Raw genomic sequence first — 22,800 nt, 5'->3', positions numbered from 1 at the left:
ATCCCTTTCAAAAACCGCTTGTAACAAATGCGATCTTTTTACAAATTATTTTATAACTGCTCTTCATTAGGCTTAGCGATTAGCCCTAAAAAATCATAAATTTTAGTATCTAGCAAATGCGATGGACGCACATTACCAAGCGCGCGGATCATGGTGTCCTTACGGCCTGGCATCCGCTTTTCAATATCCGATAACATTGCCTTCATAGCATTGCGCTGCAACCCATCTTGAGAGCCGCAAAGATTGCAAGGAATAATCGGAAACTGCATAATATCCGAAAATTTTGCAAGATCATCTTCTGCCGCATAAATAAGCGGACGCAGTACAAAAAGGTCTCCTTCATCATTGAGCAATTTACCCGGCATTGATGCCAAACGCCCACCATGAAAGAAATTCATAAAAAAAGTTTCCAAAGCATCATCACGGTGATGGCCAAGCACAAGCGAGGAACAACCTTTTTCACGGGCAAGACGATAAAGAATACCTCGGCGCAAGCGTGAACATAGTGAGCAATAGGTCTGACTCTGATCCAACTTATCCGTCACCACCGAATAGGTATCCTGATATTCAATATGATATTCAACACCAATACTCTTTAAATAATCGGGTAAAATATGTTTTGGAAAATTTGGTTGCCCTTGATCTAAATTACAAGCAATAAGATCAACAGGTAAAAGTCCGCGCCATTTTAAGTCCAATAAAAGCGCTAACAGACCATAGGAATCTTTGCCACCAGACAAAGCAATAAGCCAACGCTCACCTTTGAGCGATGCACCATGTACCATGGCAAAATCTTCAATGGCTTGGCGCATATGGCGCAACAAACGCTTACGCAATTTATTAAACTCAACTGCGGAACTAACATTTCGAAACATTGGATGACAGCCATCATCGGCCAAGGTTTCACCTTTAGCAACACAAGATTCGATAAAATTTTCTACAGATGAACTCATTATTGCCTCGGCATAGTCTGTAACTGTAATATTAGATAATTCCCAACGACGAACCAACTAAATCATTTTATTGATCAAAATAGATCAAGATTATTTTAAGGGCATAATTTTATAAAATATCTCAAATGTTTAATATAATAAAGGGGGCATAAGCCCCCTTTAAAATTCGATAAACGACAAAATCTATTAGCGTGAGTAGAACTCGACTACTAGATTTGGTTCCATCACAACAGCGTAAGGAACATCAGCAAGATTTGGCACACGAAGATAAGTAGCGCGCATCTTATTGTGATCTGCTTCGATGTAGTCAGGAACATCACGTTCTGCTAACTGTGTTGCTTCGATCACGATAGCCAATTGCTTTGACTTTTCGCGAACTTCGATCACATCGCCTGCTTTACAACGGTAAGACTGAATGTTGGTACGAACACCATTAACATTAACATGACCATGGTTTACAAACTGACGTGCAGCAAAAATGGTTGGTACAAATTTTGCACGATATACAACTGCATCTAGACGGCTTTCAAGCAAACCAATCAAGTTTTCACCTGTATCACCGCGACGACGTGCAGCTTCTTCATAAGTTTTATGGAATTGCTTTTCAGAAACGTCACCATAGAAACCTTTAAGTTTCTGCTTTGCACGAAGCTGAACACCATAATCGGAAAGCTTGCCTTTACGGCGCTGACCGTGTTGGCCTGGACCATATTCACGGCGATTAACTGGAGACTTAGGACGACCCCAAATATTTTCGCCCATACGGCGATCAATTTTATACTTTGCAGATTCGCGCTTACTCATCGCATTTCCTTTTAATAATATTTATTGCTTTTCAGCTAGATTTAAGGAAACGCGCCCTCCTCTGCCTTTTTAATTACCTTAAATAAAACAATAAGATAAAAGTCTAAAAGACTGACAGGATAAAACCGCAATTTTGCATCTTTATCCACGGGACACGTTATTATTATGATTTATAAAAAACCACGATTTTGGGCTTTTATGGCATAGTTCATATTATGTCAAGCATGAAACAATCAATACGTGATTGCAACTAACATATTTAATATTCGACCACGATTTCTTGGGGTTTACGACTTTCTTTTATTTTAAAAAAAGTAAGGGTTGCATAGGCAATTACAAAGAGGGTATGAATGAAAGGTACGACCAAATGTAATTCAAAATAAGACGCATAAAAAGTATAACAAACAGCTTCAACAAAGCCACCCAATAGCCATAGGATTACCCCCCATTTTGATCCCATCCATAAACCACAAGCGGCAATTGGATATAAAATGGCAAGGCTACAGCATAGAATTCGCCAATTCCAAGGCATAAGATCATAGCGCCATAAAGGTTCATTATAAACCCCAATCAACCTTACCCAATAAGCAGCACCAAGCATAAGGCAAAACATGGCTAATACGCCTAAGAATATAGCAAAACCACGTTCGTTCCAGCTTGCTTTTAATTTACCTATATATTGATTAATCAAAACGATAACTCTTTATCCAAAGGTGAAAAATAAGCTTCAACCTGTTCATTCGTTACATCTGCCAGCTTTGAGGGTTGCCATTTTGAGCTACCATCTTTGTCTACCAACACAGCACGTACACCTTCATAAAAATCATGGCCATCTAACATATGCTTGGCAATACGATTGTCAATAATCAAACAATCGCCTAATGATAAAGGCTTACAAGCTGAAAACTGGCGATAAATAACCTTCAAAGACGTGGGTGAGCGTTTCTGCAAAGTTTCAAGGCAGTTTTTTGCAAATTCGTTACCAGACTCGGCTTTTTGTTGCAATTTTTCAAATATTTCATCAATATTTTCCGCACAAAAACACTCATTAATCATATTGCGCGTTTCAATAGGTGTATCAAAATCAAGCTCTACCGCATTAGCTTCTAAAAATGGCCTAGGATTTCCGCTATTAATCAATTCTTGCTTAAATGCCGCAAGATCACTTTCGTGAAGAGCATGGGTTGCAAGACCAAATTGCAGGCAATCACCCTGCTTTATTTTTTCACCAGTTAGCGCAAGATAGAGACCAAATTGATTGGGCAAACCTGGCAACACCGCACTTGTTCCAACATCTGGAAAAAAGCCGATTGCACTTTCAGGCATGGCAAAAACGGTTTTTTCAGTAATTATGCGATGAGAACCATGAATTGAAAGGCCAACGCCGCCGCCCATCACAATACCATTTAAGAAGGAAATAAAAGGCTTTGGAAAATTACCAATTCGATAGTTCATTTTATATTCTGATTCGAAATAGCTATAAAGTGGCTGCCCTGACTGACCAGCCTTATAGGCTGCGACCACATCACCACCCGCACAAAAGGCGCGTCCCTCGCCCTCAACAATCACACAAGCAACATCATCATCCTTTTCCCAAGCGATAAGCGCATTATTCAGAGCATTGATCATGGAAAAGTTTAAGGCATTAAGTGCCTTTTCGCGCGTAAGCCTAATAAGACCAACGTGCCCTTCTTTGGCAAAACTTACATCATCACCACCACCAAAATCCATTTGCATTATCTATGCTCTCCGCTTGGTTCTATAAATTTAGTTTTCACATTAAATCACTAAAAGTAAAGTTTAAAGCTTTTTATTAATTTGCTCATTTCATAAATTAGCCAAATCCTACTCATCGTTGTATAAATGTGATCAATTAATACAATGAAATTTATGTTTTTTATGTTAAAAGCAAAAAACGTGATTCATCGCTCTCCCAATATTAACATGGAAAACAAATGACTAGGACAATTGATCAAATCACCAACGGCCGTAGACTTAGACGCATGCGTAAAGCTGATTGGTCGCGTAGACTGGTGCAAGAAAATGTACTGGGCACCAATGATCTTGTTTGGACAATTTTTCTTTGTGATGGACATGGAATCCGTGAAGAAATTCCTTCTATGCCAGGAGTACACCGCTTTTCAATTGATGTTGCGGTTGAAGAATGTCTTGAAGCGGCAGCCTTAGGAATTCCTGCCATTGCCCCGTTTTCGCGAGAGGATTTTTCAATAAAAAGTGAAGATGGAGCTTATGTGGCTTCGCCATTAAACCTTACCAATCGTTTCACCAGTGAATTAAAAAGCCATAATGCCAATATTGGCATCATTACCGATGCAGCATTAGATCCATACACTACCCATGGTCATGACGGTATATTGCGTGATGGCATTATCATAAATGATGAAACAGTTGATATGGTAGTTAAAGGCGCTTTATCGCAAGCGCGTGCCGGCGCCGATATTATTGCTCCATCGGATATGATGGATGGGCGCATTGGTGCTATACGTGATGCACTAGATGCAGAGGGTTTTCAAGATGTTGCAATTATCTCTTATGCTTGCAAATTTGCTTCGGCTTTTTATGGTCCCTATCGCGATGCCATTGGTACAGCAGGCCTATTAAAGGGCGATAAGAAAACTTATTATATAGACCATGCCAATAGTGATGAAGCGGTTAGAGAGGCAGCGCAAGACCTTGATGAAGGGGCAGATATGCTTATGGTCAAACCTGGTCTTCCCTATCTTGATATTATTTATCGGTTAAAGGAAAATTTTTCCGTACCCTTATTCGCCTACCAAGTCTCAGGTGAATATGCGATGATGATGGCAGCAATTAATAATGGCTGGGTTGACGGCGAGCGAATTATTGCTGAGACGCTTTTATCTTTAAAAAGAGCTGGTTGTGATGGTATCCTCACCTATTTTGCTAAAGATATAGCGCAAAAAATTCTTCACAATAAAATAAGTTGAGTAAATTTAACTCTCTTTGAAGAATTCTAAGCTGTGACGGCATGTCACATTAGTCGATACTTGTAATTTTTGTGATCCTGCGTCAAAAAGAACATGATTAAAATGGTAATCTAAACCTTTAGCAACGACTTACTAAAGTGATATTTTTTCCAATTCATATGTTGTTTACGCACAACGTATGAACCATGTTTCAAACGGTGCCGCCACACGAAAATCATTTACTTCATATGGCTCATCGCATAAGGAGCTACTATAATGGACGCTGGTGTACCTGCGTTGGAGCTGAGCCCAGAACAAACAAAAAACCGTAAATTTGTGCGCTGGTGGCTTTATATTGTTCTCATTCTTCTTTTGGCTCTAGTTTTGGTTGGCGGTGCAACCCGTATGACCGGATCTGGCCTTTCCATAACCGAATGGAAGCCAATTCATGGAATGATTCCGCCGCTAAGCCAAACAGAATGGCATGAAGAATTTGTAAAATATCAGCAAATTGCTCAATATCAGCATGTTAATAAAGGCATGACACTAGAGGAATTTAAAGGAATTTTCTGGTGGGAATGGGGCCATAGAGCTTTAGCGCGCTTTATTGGTTTTGCTGTCGCAATCCCTCTTTTGGCTTTTTGGTTAACAAAAAGGCTGGAGAAGAAAATTCAATGGCGCCTATTAGGGCTACTATTCTTAGGGGGAATGCAAGGAGCAATTGGCTGGTGGATGGTTGCCTCAGGTCTTGGTAAAAGCCAATTAACCAGTGTTAGCCAATATCGCTTGGCAATCCACCTTGTTTTTGCCTGCATTATTATTATTGCAGTTTTTGCCTTAGCGCGAAGTCTTGCAGTATATAAAGAAAAACCGGCATCGCGCTCGACCCAAATATTTGCTGGATGGATGGTGTTTTTAGTCCTTTTCCAAATCTATCTTGGGGCACTTGTCGCAGGCCTTCATGCAGGTCTTGCTTATAATACTTGGCCGCTTATGGATGGGCGCCTTATTCCAGATGGTTTATTATCACAAAATCCATTATGGAAGAATCTTTTTGAAAATGCATTGACCGTGCAATTTGTTCATCGCATGTTCGCCTATATTTTATTGGTTGCAGCTATTTTCCATGCCTTTAAGGTCGAAAAATTGCTTCCAGGTAGCGCACATGCGCGCAGGGCAATGATTTTACTTCTTCTTATTATTGCGCAAGCAGTTTTTGGCATCATCACTCTTTTAACACATGTACCAATTGAATGGGGCCTTATCCATCAAGGATTTGCCTTGCTAGTTATGTGTTTTGCGGTTGCTCATTGGATAGGAACCAAAGGCATGATGAAGCCAAGCCCATTATCCGGCCCGACAAATATTATTAAATCATTTGCTAGCCTTTTTAAAAAGCAAGCAATGGCAAGTAAATGAATAAGTCGAATTTTTAATAAAATTGTGATAAATAGCTTTTTAAATATCACAAGAATCACATGTGAAGCATATTTCAAAAATCAAAAAATTTAGATTTTTAACAAAATATGCAAAACAGTTAGATAGGATAATTAGGCAAGATTTATGTCTAAATTGCATATGATTTGCTTAAATATTCTTCAAACCAAATTTTAATCGAACGGTAAATACTATTGCTATGACCCAGAATTATCTTGTTGCCGCCCTCTATTGTTTTGCTCGCTTTGATCGCTATGAAGAGCTACAGGCACCCCTTAAAGCACTTTGTAAGGAAAATGGCGTTAAAGGTACATTGTTGCTCGCTCATGAAGGCATTAATGGTACTATTGCAGGTCCTGAAGAAGGCATTAAAAATGTTGTAGATTTTATTACAGCACAACCTGAGCTTGCTGAGCCTGAGCTTAAATATTCTAACGCATCAAAAATGCCTTTTTTACGCATGAAAGTGCGCCTTAAAAAGGAAATTGTCACTATGGGTGTTGAAGGAGTTGATCCACTTAAAAAAGTGGGTACCTATATTGCTCCGCAAGACTGGAATGCCTTAATCGAAGATGAGGACACCATTCTTATCGATACGCGCAATGATTATGAATTGGAAGTTGGTACTTTCAAAGGTGCTATTGATCCTAATATTAAGACATTCCGTGAATTTCCGCAATGGATTGCTGATCATGATGAAGAGTTGCGTAAAAAGAAAAAAATCGCAATGTTCTGCACAGGTGGTATTCGATGCGAAAAATCAACTGCCTATGTCCGTGGTTTAGGCTTTGATGAAGTATATCACCTTAAAGGTGGTATCTTGAAATATTTAGAAGAAATTCCTCAAGAGCAAAGCCTTTGGGATGGTGAATGTTTTGTATTTGATGAGCGTGTCTCTGTTGGACATGGTCTGCAAGAAGGTGATCTCGTGCTTTGTCGCGCTTGCCGCCGTCCACTATCACCAGAAGATCTCACTAAGCCCCATTATGAAGCTGGCATTTCATGTGAATCTTGCTATGGCGAACGTAGTGAAGAAGACAGAGCCCGTTTTCGTGAACGGGACAAGCAAATTAAACTTGCCAAGAAACGTGGCGGCTTTCCGCATGTACGCCCATAAAAATTAATAAATATGATTTATTATAAAAGGCGAATATTAGTAATAATATTCGCCTTTTTCATTGTTTAAATATAATAATAGACTGAATAAATATTAAAAAATAAAGTTTAAACTATAGCATATATCCCACAATAACTCTTTGAAACCATTATATAGGTAGAATAAAGCCAGCATTTATATAAATGCTGGCTTTAATGATTTGGTGCAATAAATATATTTACCGCTAATTTTGTATTAAATTACAGTAAATATATTACGATTATGCTTCATCGTTGTTTTTGCTTCTTAATCTGCTATTCCAATAGCCAAAGCTTGCATAAAAAACAATCCCTATAGCCGTCCAAATGAGGCAATAATATTTGGTAGTGTTGGGCAAATTCCAGAAAAGATATGAGCAACCCAAAACAATAATTGGACCACTTACCCAAACTAAAGGTACTTTAAATTTCCGTGGTAATTCTGGTGCCTTGATGCGTAACATTAAAAGGCTAATACCAGTTGCAGTAAATGCGATCAAAGTACCTGCATTAGCAAGAGCTGCAATTTCATCAAGTCTGAAAATGCCTGCACATATAGAGACAACAATCGCCGTAAAAATTGAAGTTACTACGGGTGTTTGTGTTTTCTTGCTAAGCTTTGACAAAACCTGAGGAAGTAAGCCATCGCGTCCCATCACGAAGAAAATACGGGTTTGGCCATAAAAGAAAGCTAGAATAACAGTTGGCAAGGCAATTATTGCGATAGCCCCAATAATTCCGGCAACTTTACCTTGACCAAGGCTTCTTAAAATAAAGGCCAAAGGCTCAGGACTGGCTGCAAAAACAGTAAAATGACTTGCACCAATAGCAGCTAAGGCAACAAGAATATAAACAGTAAGACAGATAATAAGTGAGCCTATGATGCCAATAGATAAGTCACGAGCGGGATTTTTAGTTTCCTCAGCTGCATTTGCAATAGCATCAAAGCCATAAAACGCAAAAAACACAATTGACGCAGCTGCCATTACGCCATGCTCGACTAAAATACCATTTTGCTCGATAAGATTTTTTTGAAATCCGTAAGGCATGAATGGAGTTAAATTATCAGAATTAAAATAAGGCAATGCAATAGCGACGAATAATACAAGAGCTAAAATTTTAATAACGACAAGAATGGCGTTGACAAAAGCGCTTTCACGAGTTCCCATAATAAGTATTGCAGTTACACCAAAAATGATCAAAATTGCTGGGAGGTTTATTAGACCACGTTGGCCATCGATCACCGTGTGATATCCAACAGATAACCAAATCGGTAAATTAATGCCAATACCGTGTAAAAAACCTACTGCATAACCAGACCAACTAACTGCTACAGTACTAACAACAAGTGAATATTCTAGGATAAGTGCCCATCCAACAATCCAAGCGAGAAATTCACCTAGAGCTACATAGGAGAAAGTATACGCACCCCCACTATGAGGTATCGCGGTTGTAAGCTCCGCATAGGCAAAAGCGGCACAGGCAGAAACTAAACCAGCAATCAAGAAAGATATCAAAACGGCTGGACCTGCTCTATCTGCGCCAACGCCGATAAGGGTATAAATACCAGTTCCTACTGTCGCACCAACACCTAAAGCAACAAGATGTGGCCATCCTAATGTACGTGCCATTGTTTTAGTAATATTGTTAGTAAATGTCTTTTTTCGAAAAATTGAACTCATTGGGTACCTATATTTAGTATTTTATTCTCGTGTGCCACTAAATACTGTATTTTCCAAAAAAATAAAGACATAAAACAACTTTTAATGAATTGTTACTAATGGTTCTAATTTATGTCGCTTTTAAAGTGCCCCTTTAAAAGGCACGAAATAGCTATATTAATTAATTTAAAATAAAAAATTCAATTAGTTATGATTTGCCTTGGGAGAATGGAAAACAAATATTCATTTTTTAAAAAAAATATGGATAAACTGTTGTTACGAACAGGTTATACAGACATTTTTAACGTTTCAATATATTTGAGTAACCCTTTCATAAGTTGAGACATTACCATATTGGCCTTATTTCAAATATTATTTTTATTCTGCGTTAACGTAAAAAAAATAAAGATTTTGCCATTTTAAAATCTTGAGGCCTCCCTGTATTAAGGTAGGCTTAGATAATAAAAAAATTAAAGAACCAATTGCTTACAGCGCTAGAAAATTTTAAAAGTCAAAACTAATATTCAGGTACTTTGATGTAATATTTTTCACTAAAGCTATAAGAAAATATTTGCGTTTTTGCACAATATACCCAGAACAACTATGACTAATAATGCCTAAAAATAGTTGCCTGAGCTATAAACACGCCTAATTTACAGTTTTCAACAAGGCCCCAACAACTTATGAAAAAGAGTACGTATCGTAGTGGATGTTTCATTAATGAGATTTTCAATATGCGCAAAATCCGGCTCATTAACCGCTCTTTGTAATACATCCGCAAAGCCGGGTGGCATCGTTTTAGGGTCAAAATCTTCATTTAAACATATACGCAATGTCTGGCTAAGATTTGTATAAAACTTAAACGCATTATGCAGTAGATCTTTGTCTGACGGCGAGCAAAACTCATCACTCATCATAGCAAGTACATCACCAGTTGTTTTCCCACTTTCATAAGGCGCATAGCCAGCCAAAACCGCATATTGAGCGATAAATTCAAGATCGATAATGCCGCCTGCCATCGTTTTAATATCCCAATTATTAATCGGCGGCTTTTCTTTTTCGATCAGTAAGCGCATTTTAACAACTTCAGCAGCGATATCATCTTTTCCATTCGCCGATTTTAAAACGCCCGCGATTTCAGCATCGAGTTTTGCCAAAAAATTATCATCACCGGACACACCGCGTGCACGGGTTAAAGCCATATGCTCCCAGACCCAAGCCTCATTACGTTGATATTTATCAAAAGCCGTAAAAGACACGGCCAGTGGGCCTTTATTACCAGATGGTCGTAAGCGCATATCAACTTCGTAAAGCACCCCTTCTCCAGTTGGCGCTGATAAAGCTGCAATTAGCCTTTGAGTTAATCGCATATAATATTGTGTCACAAAAAGTGGCTTTGTCCCTTGCGACATATCAACATCTTCATCATGATCATAAAGTAATATTATATCAACATCAGAGCCCGCAGTCAGTTCATGGCTTCCAAGCTTGCCCATACCTAAAAGACCAATAACTCCACCAAGCACATCACCATGTTTTTGGGAGAACTCTTTTCTTACGGCTTCAAGTGCTTTGGTTAGCATAAGATCAGCAAGATCTGTAAAAGCTCGCCCTGCTCGCTCTCCATCGATAGCGCCAGTCAACAAACGGATACCAATTAAAAATTTTTGCTCATCGGCAAAAATTCTTAAACGATCAAGAACTTCTTCATAGGACATAGCTTGTGCCAAGAAAAAATCAAGCCGCTCTTTAAGATAGGGTTTAGTCGGCAACTGCGCAAAGGTTGTCGGATCCAACATACCATCAAAAACATGAGGTTTGCGCGTAATAATATCAGCAAGACGGGGCGCAGCACTCATAATTAATACGATCATACCTAAAAGCGCAGGATTAGAATTTAATAGACTAAAAAGTTGGATGCCTGCCGGCAAACCTTGCAAAAAAGCATCAAAGCGGAGCAATGCGTCATCAGCACGTTTAGTGGCACCAAAAGCTTGCAAAAGCGATGGCGTCAATTCCGTTAACCGCTCACGAGCCTCTGCTGATTGGGTGGCACGATAACGCCCGAAATGCCAAGTACGAATGGTGCGGCAAATATCACTAGGTCTCTCAAAACCAAGTCGCGATAAGGTTGCAAGCGTTTCAGGATCATCATCCTCGCCGGTAAATACAAGGTTACCCATATCGGCGCCAAGTTCCTGCTCATGCTCAAATAAGGCTGCATAATGAGCTTCGACTGCTTTCAATGTATTTAAAAAATCATTGGAAAAGCTTTGTGCATCTTCATAGCCTAATAATCGCACTACTCTTAGAAAACCCTCTTCATCTTCAGGTAAGATGTGGGTTTGCTCATCGCCAACCATTTGAATGGCATGCTCAACCCTGCGCAAAAAACCATATTTTTTAGTAAGAGAGTTGCGAGCTTCCTCATTTATCCAACCAAGTTCACACAATGCCCCAAGCATTTCTACCGTACGTCGACCACGCAATTCAGGAAAACGACCGCCGGCTATTAACTGTTGGGTCTGAACAAAAAATTCAATTTCGCGAATGCCGCCACGACCTAGCTTGACATTATGACCTTTAACAGCAATTTCACCATGTCCCTTGTGAGCATGAATTTGACGCTTAATCGAATGAACATCTGCGATAGCTGCATAGTCTAGATATTTGCGCCAAATATAGGGTGATAATTCTTTTAAAACCTTATCACCTGCTTCTATGTCACCTGCAACTGGTCGCGCTTTTATCATTGCAGCCCGCTCCCAATTCTGACCGCGTGCCTCGTAATAATGAAGTGCCGCAACCACCGGCATTGCTAGCGGTGTAGATCCTGGATCGGGCCGCAAACGTAAATCTACGCGAAATACGTAACCATCGCCGGTACGTTCTTGCATGATCCGAATAAGCCGGCGCATCATTTTTGAAAAAATATCCACGGATTCAAAAGGATCATTAATCGCTGGTGAGGCAACATCAATAAAAACAATCAAATCAATATCAGATGAATAGTTAAGTTCACCCGCACCCAATTTGCCCATGCCAAGCACGATAAGGCCGCAGTCTTTTTCAGGATAATCCAGGTCTGGTAAAGTAAGCTTTTTAGCATTGTGAGCTTCACGCAGCAAAAACCTTAAACTGGCCCCTAGCGATACTTCAGCAAGTTTAGATAGCCAGTCGCAAGTTTCTGCGCAGGTAAAGACCCCGCCAATATCTGCTAAGGCAATCAAACAATGTGCTTCTGCTTTCCCACGACGCAATTGCGTCATCAGTAGCGCTTCATTTACATCATTAAGCTGGTCAATACTAGCAATATGGTCTAAAACCTTGTCAAGACGACTTCTAATATCAGTTAGCAATAACGGTGATAAAAATTGCGGATTAGCTAATATTATTTCGCGCAAAAAAGGCGATAATGTCATCACAGCGCCAATAAATTGAGTAGCCTGTGATGATGAGTTAAGAAATTGGATTAATCCTGTCAGCTCTTGCTGCTGAGCATTTTTGACCAATTCTCCTAGCCAAAAATTAGACTTTTCGTCAAGCGGCGTTATTGATTTCAAATCTGTTAAAAAAAATGGCTTTAACGATAAAATATCCTGACTCATGTCTCATCCAAACCGTTTTTAATTATGGTTCCATCTATGGTAAAACACAGCAAAACCCATAATAACCAATTATTTTACCGTTCATGTTATAAAAACAATAAAACACAAATTTAAAACCATATAAATAGCCATTTATAGATATTTAAAACAAAAATTAAAACGAAAATTCGTAAAATTTACGCTTTTAACTTTTATTCATTGCTTAGCTAGGGTCAGGACCTATTAATTTAAATGAAATGGCACAATAAACAGCAAAAATATACATTTTTGATATAAAGGGGAGGAAAGCGAAAGGTGGGGGCTATACTTAAGTGAACCTTACGACGCAGTAGATTACAGCTGTTTTGTTTCCTTTCAGGATATGGTAAATTTTAACGATAACTATGTCGAAGCCCCTTGAAAATATTCATATTTCCTGTGGATCTTCTTCTTGTTCTCACAAAAATTTTCTCATACCATTTCCATCAAATTAATAGGTCCTGACCCTAGATTTATACCGATCAGAGTTAATCTTTAAGACGTGGAAAAATTAATACAGCTTTAAGACCTGGTTTTGCATCTTCAAATATTAAGCTTCCACCATGCAATTTCATAACTGCCTTTGCAAGGCTTAAGCCTATGCCTGAACCTGGATGCGTGCGGCTTTTTTCCAAACGATAAAAGCGTTCCGTTACCTTATCACGCTCACCCTCCGGTATACCGGGGCCATTATCAGCAACGATCACTCGAATTTGATCATCATCTACCATTTCCATTGATAAAGTAATTTGCGGCGCATCATTATCAATAATCGCATATTTAATTGCATTATCAGTGAGGTTGAAAATAGTTTGGGCAACTAACTCTCGGCTTGCATTAATATCAACATCAAGTAATGCTCCAATTGTTAATGCAACACCGGCCTCTTCTGCTACCGGCTCACAAAGTTCGGCTACATCTTCAACAATGTTGCGTAAATTAGCCCGACTATGCTCGACAATGGTATTGCCTGCTTCAATCCGCGAAATCATCAATATAGCGTTAAAAGTACGAATAAGCTGATCAGATTCATCTAATACTTGATTTAATGCATCTTTATAACTATCAGCGTCATTATCGTGATTTAACGCCTGCTCGGCTTTATTGCGCAGTCTTGTCAACGGCGTTTTCAAATCATGGGCAATATTATCAGACACATGACGCAGACCCGCATTTAACTCCTCAATCTTTTCTAGCATGATGTTGAGGTTACCCGTTAAACGGTCGAACTCATCACCCGAACCTGAAACAGGTAGCCGGCCAGTTAAATCACCATCCATCAAACTCCGCGATGCAAGCGTAATTGTATCAATGCGCTGTAAAGCCCGCCGCCCAATAAAAAACCATATCAAGAATGTGCCTAGTGCAACGGCACTAAACGCAAAAAGTAAAGCTTTGCGGACAACCTCAGCAAATTTTTTGGGATCACCTAAATCACGACCGATCATTACTTTCATGCCATTTGGCAAATCAATAAGCATAACAAGGGCTTGATGATCATTTATTTTATTACCATCACCTAGGCGGCTATAATAAATCGGCTCATTCAAACTATCAGTATTTGTCAAAAGTCCCGGTTCGATATTGCTAACATTACCGGCTAAAATTCGCCCGATTGGATCAGTTACAAGGTATAAAAACGCACCAGGCTGCCGAGAACGCCGATCGATTGTACGAACCAATAGTGATATACCACCATGCTCATAGGCTGATTCAATTGAAGAGATTTCTTCTACTAAAGCAAGCTTAGTTTCGTTTTGAACCATAGTAAAGGCAAGCTTAGTCATATAAAGCACAGTACCAAAAGCAACAAGCCCAAAAAGCAAGATGAAAAGTGCGGATAATCGCACAGCGGTAGTACGAAAAATATTTCTAATATTTAGCAACACTTAAATTACGCAGCCTTTAACATATAGCCAGCGCCACGGATGGTATGCAAAAGCGGACTATCAAAATCTTTTTCAATTTTTGATCTTAAACGCGAAATATGAACATCGATAACATTCGTTTGAGGATCAAAATGATAATCCCAAACATTTTCAAGCAACATGGTGCGAGTTACTACTTGTCCAGCATGGCGCATCAAATATTCAAGCAAACGAAACTCGCGCGGCTGCAAGGCAATTTCATGCCCTGCTCGTCTTGCTGAGTGCGACAAGCGATCTAATTCCAAATCACCGACACGATAGACCGTCTCAGCATCCTTAGGGTTTTTACGTCTTTGTAAAACTTCTATACGTGCCAATAGTTCTGAAAATGCATATGGTTTGGTGAGATAATCATCGCCACCAGCTCGCAAACCGGTCACCCGATCATCAACCTGACCAAGTGCCGATAGAATTAGCACAGGTGTTTCTACCCCTTGTGCGCGAAGACCAGCAACAACTGATAACCCATCACGACGTGGTAACATACGATCTACAATTAAAACATCATAACTGCCATGTTCTGCTAATGTGTAACCAGTTTCACCATCGCCAGCGACATCAACCAGATGCCCCATTTCGTTCAAGGCCTTTTCCAGATAGCGCGATGCCTCACGATCATCTTCAATAACCAGAATTTTCATAAAAGCCTCACATTCATTTTAATGTTAAGAAAATTAATCTTTGATAGATGCCCATAATATAGATTAATAATCTTAAAAACAAATCAGAAATAACTTAGTGCGGGATCCCTCCCGCACTATCAATCAATGTTTTAAAACATCGCCATTGCATTAAATTAAGCATGGCAAAGTTTTTCTGGATTTCTTATTTTCCTTTTACAGTAATTGCAACAAAACGCGAACCGCGCTCATTTTCAACCCTTAAAGCCACGTTTAAACGACCCGCCCTTATAGCATCATCAATAATTTTTGAAATTTCTTGAGCTGATGAAACGTTAAAACTATTTACTTGGCGGATGATGTCACCAGGACGTATGCCCTTGTCGGCAGCATCGCTTTCGCTATCAATGTCGGTAACTACAACACCTTTGCCGTCTTCGGCTGGGGTTACAGTTAAACCATATTCACTCAAACTATCGGAATCTTCAACACCAGGCTTTGCATCATCGCCGCTAGATTGAGCTGCCGTTGCTCCACCATTTTCTGAGCTTGGCATCGCTGCGATATTGACCTTAATGTTTTCTTGTTTACCATTGCGCCAAACACCAAGAGTTACGGCTTCATCTGGTGCAATTCCGCCAATCTTACGGGCAAGATCTCTTGCATCATTGACTGCTTCTTCATTAACAGAAATGATAACATCACCTGCTTTAATACCAGCCTTAGCTGCAGGTCCATCCATTGGATCAACAATCAATGCACCTTTGGTTTCTTTTAACCCTAAAGAATCTGCAATTTCCTTGGTAACTGGTTGAATTTTCACACCGAGCCAACCGCGTTGTACTTTACCGTGTTCAATAAGCTGATTAACAACCTGCTTAGCAGTTGTGGCAGGAATTGCAAAAGCAATACCAACATTCCCGCCCGATGGTGAGAATATCGCAGTATTAATACCTACAACCTGACCGTTAAGATTAAAAGTTGGGCCGCCGGAATTACCCTTGTTAACCGCCGCATCAATCTGAATGAAATCATCATAAACACTTGCACCAATATCACGACCACGAGCTGAAACAATACCAGCAGTCACAGTGCCACCAAGACCAAAGGGATTGCCAACAGCAACAACCCAATCACCTACACGTGTTTGACTATCATCAGCAAAGCCTACATAAGAGAATTTGCGATCACTATTAACTTTAATTACAGCGAGATCTGTGCGGGGATCCGTACCAATAAGTTTAGCATCAAGTTCTGTCCCATCGTCAAGCACCACAACATAGGCTGAGCCATCAGATACAACGTGGTTGTTAGTTACAACATATCCATCTTCAGAAATGAAAAACCCCGAGCCTTGTGATACCGGCCGCATACGCCCTCTAGGATCTGGTCTGCCTGGTTTTCCAGGTTTAGTATGGGGGCCACGTGGACCATCTAAATCACGTGGATCTTCTTGAAAATCACGAAAAAATCGCTTTAATGGATGATCGTCGGGAAGTTGATCAAAACCAGGCCCACCAAAAAATGGCCCACCGGCCTCTTGTGGACGAACATTGCTTTTAACCTGAACAGATACGACTGCAGGCTTTACCTTATCAACAACATCTGCAAAGCCAATTTGCTTTGGACCTTCAACATAAACAGGGTCGGCAAGGACCATATTCGAAAAAACTAACGGGCCACTTAATATAGCAGAACCTGCCATTATAGTTGATAGGCTAACTGCTGCTAAAAACCGACGAGCAGAACGAAAGCGGCTTAACTTTGTCATTTATTCAACTCCTTTGATCCGAACGATCTAAAATGATTTTTTTATAAGTTAATGCAGAATGAATGATTATTCAAATAACTTAACTTGTCTTGATCCCCTTATAATTTTTCAAACCTTACCAACCAATGTCCATTAAATGAATTATTGTTAAGGTTGATATTATGACGTCATATATTCATTATAAAAATGTTCATTTTGAAAAATATCAAGTTGATTAAGTGTCAAATCATTTAAAATAAATTTATCACAACTTAATGTTGTTTCCCCCGTCACTTTAGCCATTTTATTATAAATATTTTAAAGTCTTTAAAAGCAGTCAAACTTCCATTCAATGATCGTTCTAAGTCTTTATATTTTACACAGTTAATATAGTAATATATAGTATTTTTTATATTCTTAGAATTTATATAATTTGGACCAATTTCTTCTAATAGGTGTATTTCAATTTTAAGCTGAACGTAATTAATTAATTCAACTTCTTTGTTTTCATCTTGAAGATCAAAAATTACATTCCATATAGGATCATCATCCACATATATAATGCCAGAAATAATTCTAAAAAAAACAAAATCATATATAACCAATGGATATTCCTTATCTTAATTTTCGACCTTGTCGCAAATATTATACGTAATCTGCGTTAAAGTAAAAAATATAAAAACTTGAGACTATGCTTTTATGTTTTTAGGGAGACATAGTGGCTCAAAAGATTAAAGAATAAATTATTTCCGCATATAAGGAGTGATTGGGCAAGGAATGATTTTAAAGCCAATTCTAATAGTTGGCCACTTTGATGCAATAATCATTATTCAAGCTATCAATTGGTATCTGCATTATTGTTTAAGCTATAGGGATATTGAAGAGCTATTATTGGAGCGCGGCATCAAGGTCGATCATAGCACAATCAATCGTTGAATATTTATAAGAAAACATCAAAAACAATTATTAAGCCATAGAAGAGAATTGAAAAAAATAAAACCAACGCCATGTTGATTTTAAAAAAAACAAGCGCGCTCTTAATATCTTCCATACTAGCAATACGACCATCGATATTTTGTAATGGTTCATTGACTTCAACATCGTCATAGATTCTTGGACCCGAAAGCTGAATATTTAAAAATGCGGCATAAACACTTTCTGGCCAACCACCATTAGGTGAACGATGCTGAGGGGCATCATGCATCATATTAATGAAGCATTTTTTTAATGCCTTAAAGCCTTTTTTTATAAAAGCGGCAATAAGCGCAATTAAGGCTGTAATGCGAGCGGGAATAAAATTTACGATATCATCCAATTTTGCAGAAGCATATCCAAAATAAAAATATCGTTTATTTTTATGGCCAATCATAGAATCTGCTGTATTGACCATTTTATAAAATAAAAGACCAGGAAGTCCGAATAAAATATAAAAAAATATGGGTGCAATAACGCCATCAGAACTATTTTCAGCAAGACTTTCAATTGCCGCGCGAGAAATAGCAGGTTCATCAAGATTATTAGGATTTCGACCAACAATCATTGATACAGCGTAACGCGCACCTTCAAGTCCACGATCCATATATTCACAATAGACATTTAAAACATGGTCATAAAGACTTTTTTGAGCAAGAAAACAAGCAAGGATTAATATTTCTAATCCAAGTCCCCAATATCCAAGTTTCATACAAATATATTGTAATAGGACCCCGATCAAAATAACGATGAAACACAACGCAAATATAATTATAAAGCCATTTAATTTACGCAATCCATCAGAATATTTTTCATCATTACCTAATTTTTCACCAATAGCAATTAATTTTCCAAAGCCGATTACAGGATGAGGAATATATTTCCAAAGCCATTTAGGATCACCTACTATAGCATCAATAAATAGGGCAAAGATCAAAACAAATATATAATGTTGCAATAATTGTAATCCATTTCAATCGATTAGCAAGACAACTTATTTTTATAAAATTTCTCGCCCCCTCATAAAACGAACTTTAAAATTAATCAATTTTAGATTTATCTTCGTTTATAATCTGTTTCTTTTCTATATGCCAAGCAAGAAGAAAAACAAGAAAACCCAAAAACACCAAAAATGCACCTAGCCAAGCGGTTGCTTCTAAGCCATAACCATAGACGATAACCAATCCGCCTAAAAAAGCCCCCAAAGCATTGGCGACATTAAAAGAGGATTGCATAAGCGCGGTTGCCAAAGTTGGTGCATTTGCAGAGACTTCGATTATTTTTGTCTGAACAGATGGTTGGCTAATAAAAGATGTACCGATTAAAAATGTGGCAATAACTGCAAGAGCTTCATTCTCAACCATGAAACCAAAGATTATGAATACAAAAATTCCCCATAGTGTGGTAACAAAAATTGACGGCATAAGCCCCATGCGATAAGCAATTTTTGGTCCAATAAGATTACCAGCCACCATACCAACGCCAAAAAGAGGTAAAACAAAGGGCACCCAAAATTTATCGATGTGTGACACATCGGTTAAAATTGGTTTTATATAAGTAAACACAGCGAATAAACCGCCTGAACCAATGGCAATAATGGCTAGAAACAACCATAACTGACCATTTTTCAGCGCGGATAGCTCGCGTAAAGGGCTTGCACCAGCAGCTGCATTCAAATTTGGTACAAAGCGCCATATTAAAAAAGCAGCAAACAATGCCAAAAAACCGACAAGGAAAAATGCAATGCGCCAGCCAAATAATTGTCCTATTAAAGTACCGCCGGGCGCTCCAATCACGGTTGCCACCGTCAAACCAAGCATCACACTGCCCACGGCTTGCGCTCGCTTGCGTGCTTCAACCATCGAGGCTGCGGCAATAGCTGCTACACCAAAATAAATACCATGAGGCAAACCGCTTAAAAAACGCAAAATGCTAAATTGATCATAAGTTGAGACACAAGCCGATAAAATATTTCCTATAGCATAAAAAATCATAAAGGCGATTAAAAGCATTTTTCGGGGCATTTTTGCCGTCAAAACCGCTAATAATGGTGCACCGACAACAACTCCAGAGGCATAGAACGAAACGAAATGCCCCGCTGTTGCCATATCTACATTGGTTGCTTTAGCCACTTCTGGCAATAAGCCCATAATAACGAATTCTGCAGTGCCTATGGAAAAGCCGCCCATAGCAAAAGCCAATTGGCTCAATTTACGGGTTTTATCATCGAAAGATTGATCTGCGGACAAATGGTGTATTTTAAAGGCCATTTTGGCGCCTTTTTTCTAGAAAATAAACATAGAACTAAATGGGATAAAATTAACTTGTTATAATTAAACGCAGCTTTGAGCAAATCAATAAAATGACAACGCATTTAATATAACATATCACGCAACGCAATTATGACAATTTTTGTAAAATGCAAAAATATTTAACTCCCAATATTAATAACGCTAAATTGAAAGCCTAATACTAAATTTAATAATTCAGAAAAATTATAATCATTAAAGTGCATTTTGATAAACTTATTCCCGATCAATAATATGCATAAACGAACCACTCACATTTTTGTGACGTATACCAACCTCGCCCAAATTTTCACCAAGTGCATCTTCAATCGCAAAAAGAGGTACTGTATCTTTAGCACTGGTCGTCGTTGCGTAATGGAATTCATGGCCACGCAAATGATGATGCCAAGGAAATTTTGACAATGGTAATATTTTTCGATATCCAAGATGAAGTTTTGGATTTTTTATGCTTGTGGTTAAAGGTAATAGGCCAAGCATTTTGTGCATAATGCCATTTTTATCCTCTATATAATCTCCCAAAACCATATATCCACCGCATTCTCCATAAATAATCTTATTGTCGCTTTGCACTTGCTGCAGGGCCCTTTTAAATTTTGCTGCATGGGCGAGCTTTTCGGCAAAAAGTTCGGGGTAACCACCAGGCAAATAAATTGCATCAGCATCTTTACTTGGTGTCTCATCCTCAAGAGGTGAAAAAAAACTAAGTGAAGCACCTTGTCGCTGCCATCCCGCAAGAATATGAGCATAAGTAAAGCGAAATGCGTTATCTCGAGCAATAGCGATATGTTGGCCAAGCGGTTCGAGCCGTGGCACTCCAGCACTATAATCTGGATCGGTAGTAGCCTTAGCAAGTGAAAGTAAATCATCAAAGTTTAATGATGTTTCAATAAAGTCTGCAGCTTCTTCAATAAATTTATCAATTTCTTGCATCTCATGGGCTTGAACAAGACCTAAATGCCTATCTGGAAGATGCAATTTTTCACTGCGCCCAATGGCACCTAGGATGTTCACGCCAAGAGGCGCCAACGCATTACGCAGCAATTTTTCATGACGAGCGCTACCAACTTTATTGAGAATAATCCCGGCAATATAAACATCATCAGAAAAATTGTTAAAGCCGAAAACGAGTGGCGCAATAGAATGCGACATTTTAGAACAATCAACGACCAAAATAATTGGCAATAAAAGCCTGCGAGCAAAATCCGCAGCAGAGCCAGTACCATCAAGGGCGCCATCAAACAGCCCCATCATTGCTTCGGCGATAAGTAAACGCCCTCCTTCAATTGCCCTAGCTGACAAAGCACTTACCAAATCATCACGCATCGCCCAACAATCAAGATTATTTCCAGTGCTATGACATGCAACCTCATGAAAGGCTGTATCAATATAATCAGGTCCCACCTTTATCGGTGAAATGGCTAAACCATCTCGAGACAATTTCCGCAAAATAGCCATTGTCAATACGGTCTTACCTGCGCCCGAATGGGGCGATGCCAACATGAAGCCCTTCATATCATAATCCCCTAAACACAAACATATTGATTTAATTACTAGTTTAACCTAGTCCGATCCATAAGTAGGCTAGTTTGGTTGTATATTTTTTAATAGATAAAGGTTACGTATTTTGAACAAAATTTATGGCAACCAATTTAAGACAGATGCAAAATTAACGACGGGACCTAATACAATAATTGCTGGAGCTGATATTTTTTCCTGCAACATTTTATCAACACTTGCACCCAAAGTTGTAATAATTACCCTTTGCCTTTTAGTCGTTGCATTGGAAATAAATGCCAATTGCTCAGTGTGCCTGCGCCCCGCATTAAGAAGTTTTTCTACAATTTCAGCTAAATGCTTCAATGCCATATAAAAAACTATAACCTGCGAACCCTTTGCTATTGCACCCCAATCAAGATTAGCAGGCGCTTTTCCATCTGCATCATGCCCTGTAATAAAAGTTACGGATTGGTTTGTCGTACGGCTAGTGATCGGGATCCCCGCATAAGCTGGACCGGCGATGCCCGCGGTGATGCCAGGAACAACACGGAAAACAATTCCGGCACGATGCAAGGCAAGTGCTTCTTCTCCCCCCCGACCAAAAACAAACGGGTCTCCCCCCTTTAATCGCAAAACACGTTTGCCATTACGGGCAAGATTGATAAGATCATTTGTGATCTGTTCTTGACTTAATGAAGGTTGGCCACCACGTTTACCAGCAAATTGTAAAATCACATCAGATTTTGCAAAATCCAAACAGGAAAGATCAACCAATGCATCATAAAGAATTATATCAGCTTGCGCTATCGCATTGAGGGCATGAAGTGTCAGCAATCCAAGATCACCAGGACCTGCTCCAACCAACCAAACCTCGCCGGGCAAAAATTTTGGTAAATTCAGCTTTTGCGCTATTGCCCCATCAAACATTATTTTACATAAACCTATTTCAAATCAAAGTTATTAAAAACTTCACAAATACACAAAAAAGGAATGAAATCCAATTCCCATTAATATTGGTCTTTTGCAATTAAATAAAAGGGAATTTGTACAAAACCAGTGTGCCATCTAAAACATTTTCAATGTATTCTCAACAGTCGAAAACACAGACCACACCAATATTCCAATTTTAATTGAATGAGCGACGAATATTAATCAATTAAT

The 22,800-nt window shown here is 38.9% G+C and carries 17 protein-coding genes and 1 pseudogene; 4 read left to right on the top strand and 14 right to left on the bottom strand.

Annotated elements, in window-relative coordinates:
• Window positions 1-50: 50 nt before the first annotated feature.
• The 4 genes from ttcA to N6B01_RS05860 all read right to left on the bottom strand — a co-directional run bounded on the left by ttcA (window position 51) and on the right by N6B01_RS05860 (window position 3,494).
• Window positions 51-875 (bottom strand): tRNA 2-thiocytidine(32) synthetase TtcA, encoded by an 825-nt coding sequence (gene ttcA, locus N6B01_RS05875; RefSeq protein WP_262080590.1) that lies wholly within the window; start codon window positions 873-875, stop codon window positions 51-53.
• Between the two features lie 264 nt (window positions 876-1,139).
• On the bottom strand, window positions 1,140-1,757 hold the full coding sequence (gene rpsD / locus N6B01_RS05870) for a 30S ribosomal protein S4 (protein WP_182419356.1): 618 nt from the start codon (window positions 1,755-1,757) through the stop codon (window positions 1,140-1,142).
• Window positions 1,758-2,016: 259 nt separating this feature from the next.
• On the bottom strand, window positions 2,017-2,448 hold the full coding sequence (locus N6B01_RS05865; RefSeq protein ID WP_182419355.1) for a DUF6163 family protein: 432 nt from the start codon (window positions 2,446-2,448) through the stop codon (window positions 2,017-2,019).
• Window positions 2,445-3,494: an enoyl-CoA hydratase/isomerase family protein gene (locus N6B01_RS05860; protein ID WP_262080345.1), complete on the bottom strand. Its 1,050-nt coding sequence runs from the start codon at window positions 3,492-3,494 to the stop codon at window positions 2,445-2,447. The genes N6B01_RS05865 and N6B01_RS05860 overlap by 4 nt, the downstream gene beginning before the upstream one ends.
• Before the next feature lie 218 nt (window positions 3,495-3,712).
• Between N6B01_RS05860 and hemB the strand changes: the two genes are divergently transcribed.
• From hemB to N6B01_RS05845, 3 genes are all read left to right on the top strand, one after another.
• On the top strand, window positions 3,713-4,726 hold the full coding sequence (gene hemB / locus N6B01_RS05855) for a porphobilinogen synthase (RefSeq protein ID WP_262080344.1): 1,014 nt from the start codon (window positions 3,713-3,715) through the stop codon (window positions 4,724-4,726).
• Window positions 4,727-4,981: 255 nt separating this feature from the next.
• Window positions 4,982-6,124 carry a COX15/CtaA family protein gene (locus N6B01_RS05850; RefSeq protein ID WP_262080343.1) on the top strand — a complete coding sequence of 381 codons (1,143 nt, stop codon included), beginning with the start codon at window positions 4,982-4,984 and terminating at the stop codon, window positions 6,122-6,124.
• 217 nt (window positions 6,125-6,341) lie between these two features.
• A complete protein-coding gene (locus tag N6B01_RS05845; RefSeq protein WP_182419351.1) occupies window positions 6,342-7,259 on the top strand; it encodes an oxygen-dependent tRNA uridine(34) hydroxylase TrhO in 918 nt (305 codons plus the stop codon).
• 259 nt (window positions 7,260-7,518) lie between these two features.
• Here N6B01_RS05845 and N6B01_RS05840 read toward each other — a convergent pair whose 3' ends face one another.
• The 6 genes from N6B01_RS05840 to N6B01_RS05815 form a co-directional block, all read right to left on the bottom strand.
• Window positions 7,519-8,958, bottom strand: a complete 1,440-nt coding sequence (locus tag N6B01_RS05840; RefSeq protein WP_182419350.1) for an APC family permease — start codon at window positions 8,956-8,958, stop codon at window positions 7,519-7,521.
• A gap of 641 nt (window positions 8,959-9,599) precedes the next feature.
• Complete coding sequence (locus N6B01_RS05835; protein ID WP_262080342.1) at window positions 9,600-12,545, bottom strand: bifunctional [glutamine synthetase] adenylyltransferase/[glutamine synthetase]-adenylyl-L-tyrosine phosphorylase; 2,946 nt, start codon at window positions 12,543-12,545, stop codon at window positions 9,600-9,602.
• A gap of 506 nt (window positions 12,546-13,051) precedes the next feature.
• Window positions 13,052-14,449, bottom strand: coding sequence for a sensor histidine kinase (locus N6B01_RS05830; protein ID WP_262080588.1), 1,398 nt, complete (start codon window positions 14,447-14,449; stop codon window positions 13,052-13,054).
• An 8-nt stretch (window positions 14,450-14,457) separates the two neighbouring features.
• Window positions 14,458-15,132 carry a response regulator transcription factor gene (locus tag N6B01_RS05825; protein ID WP_182419348.1) on the bottom strand — a complete coding sequence of 225 codons (675 nt, stop codon included), beginning with the start codon at window positions 15,130-15,132 and terminating at the stop codon, window positions 14,458-14,460.
• 184 nt (window positions 15,133-15,316) lie between these two features.
• The gene (locus tag N6B01_RS05820; RefSeq protein ID WP_262080341.1) at window positions 15,317-16,882 is read right to left on the bottom strand and encodes a Do family serine endopeptidase; all 1,566 of its coding nucleotides are present in this window, start codon (window positions 16,880-16,882) and stop codon (window positions 15,317-15,319) included.
• A 269-nt stretch (window positions 16,883-17,151) separates the two neighbouring features.
• Window positions 17,152-17,466, bottom strand: coding sequence for a hypothetical protein (locus N6B01_RS05815; protein ID WP_262080339.1), 315 nt, complete (start codon window positions 17,464-17,466; stop codon window positions 17,152-17,154).
• A 202-nt stretch (window positions 17,467-17,668) separates the two neighbouring features.
• Here N6B01_RS05815 and N6B01_RS15230 point away from each other — a divergent pair.
• Window positions 17,669-17,794, top strand: a pseudogene (locus N6B01_RS15230) (IS6 family transposase); the annotation flags it as partial.
• Between the two features lie 7 nt (window positions 17,795-17,801).
• On the opposite strand, the gene cbiB reads toward N6B01_RS15230, so the two are convergent.
• From cbiB to cobA, 4 genes are all read right to left on the bottom strand, one after another.
• Complete coding sequence (cbiB, locus tag N6B01_RS05810) at window positions 17,802-18,791, bottom strand: adenosylcobinamide-phosphate synthase CbiB (protein WP_262080337.1); 990 nt, start codon at window positions 18,789-18,791, stop codon at window positions 17,802-17,804.
• Between the two features lie 82 nt (window positions 18,792-18,873).
• Window positions 18,874-20,103 carry an MFS transporter gene (locus N6B01_RS05805; RefSeq protein WP_182419345.1) on the bottom strand — a complete coding sequence of 410 codons (1,230 nt, stop codon included), beginning with the start codon at window positions 20,101-20,103 and terminating at the stop codon, window positions 18,874-18,876.
• 255 nt (window positions 20,104-20,358) lie between these two features.
• The gene (locus tag N6B01_RS05800) at window positions 20,359-21,654 is read right to left on the bottom strand and encodes a cobyrinic acid a,c-diamide synthase CobB (protein WP_262080335.1); all 1,296 of its coding nucleotides are present in this window, start codon (window positions 21,652-21,654) and stop codon (window positions 20,359-20,361) included.
• A 123-nt stretch (window positions 21,655-21,777) separates the two neighbouring features.
• Window positions 21,778-22,566 carry a uroporphyrinogen-III C-methyltransferase gene (gene cobA, locus N6B01_RS05795; protein WP_262080333.1) on the bottom strand — a complete coding sequence of 263 codons (789 nt, stop codon included), beginning with the start codon at window positions 22,564-22,566 and terminating at the stop codon, window positions 21,778-21,780.
• Window positions 22,567-22,800: the final 234 nt, after the last annotated feature.

Source organism: Bartonella sp. HY406 (assembly GCF_025449315.1).
In the GTDB taxonomy this organism is placed as follows: domain Bacteria; phylum Pseudomonadota; class Alphaproteobacteria; order Rhizobiales; family Rhizobiaceae; genus HY038.
This window is presented reverse-complemented; position numbering and strand designations above follow the sequence as displayed.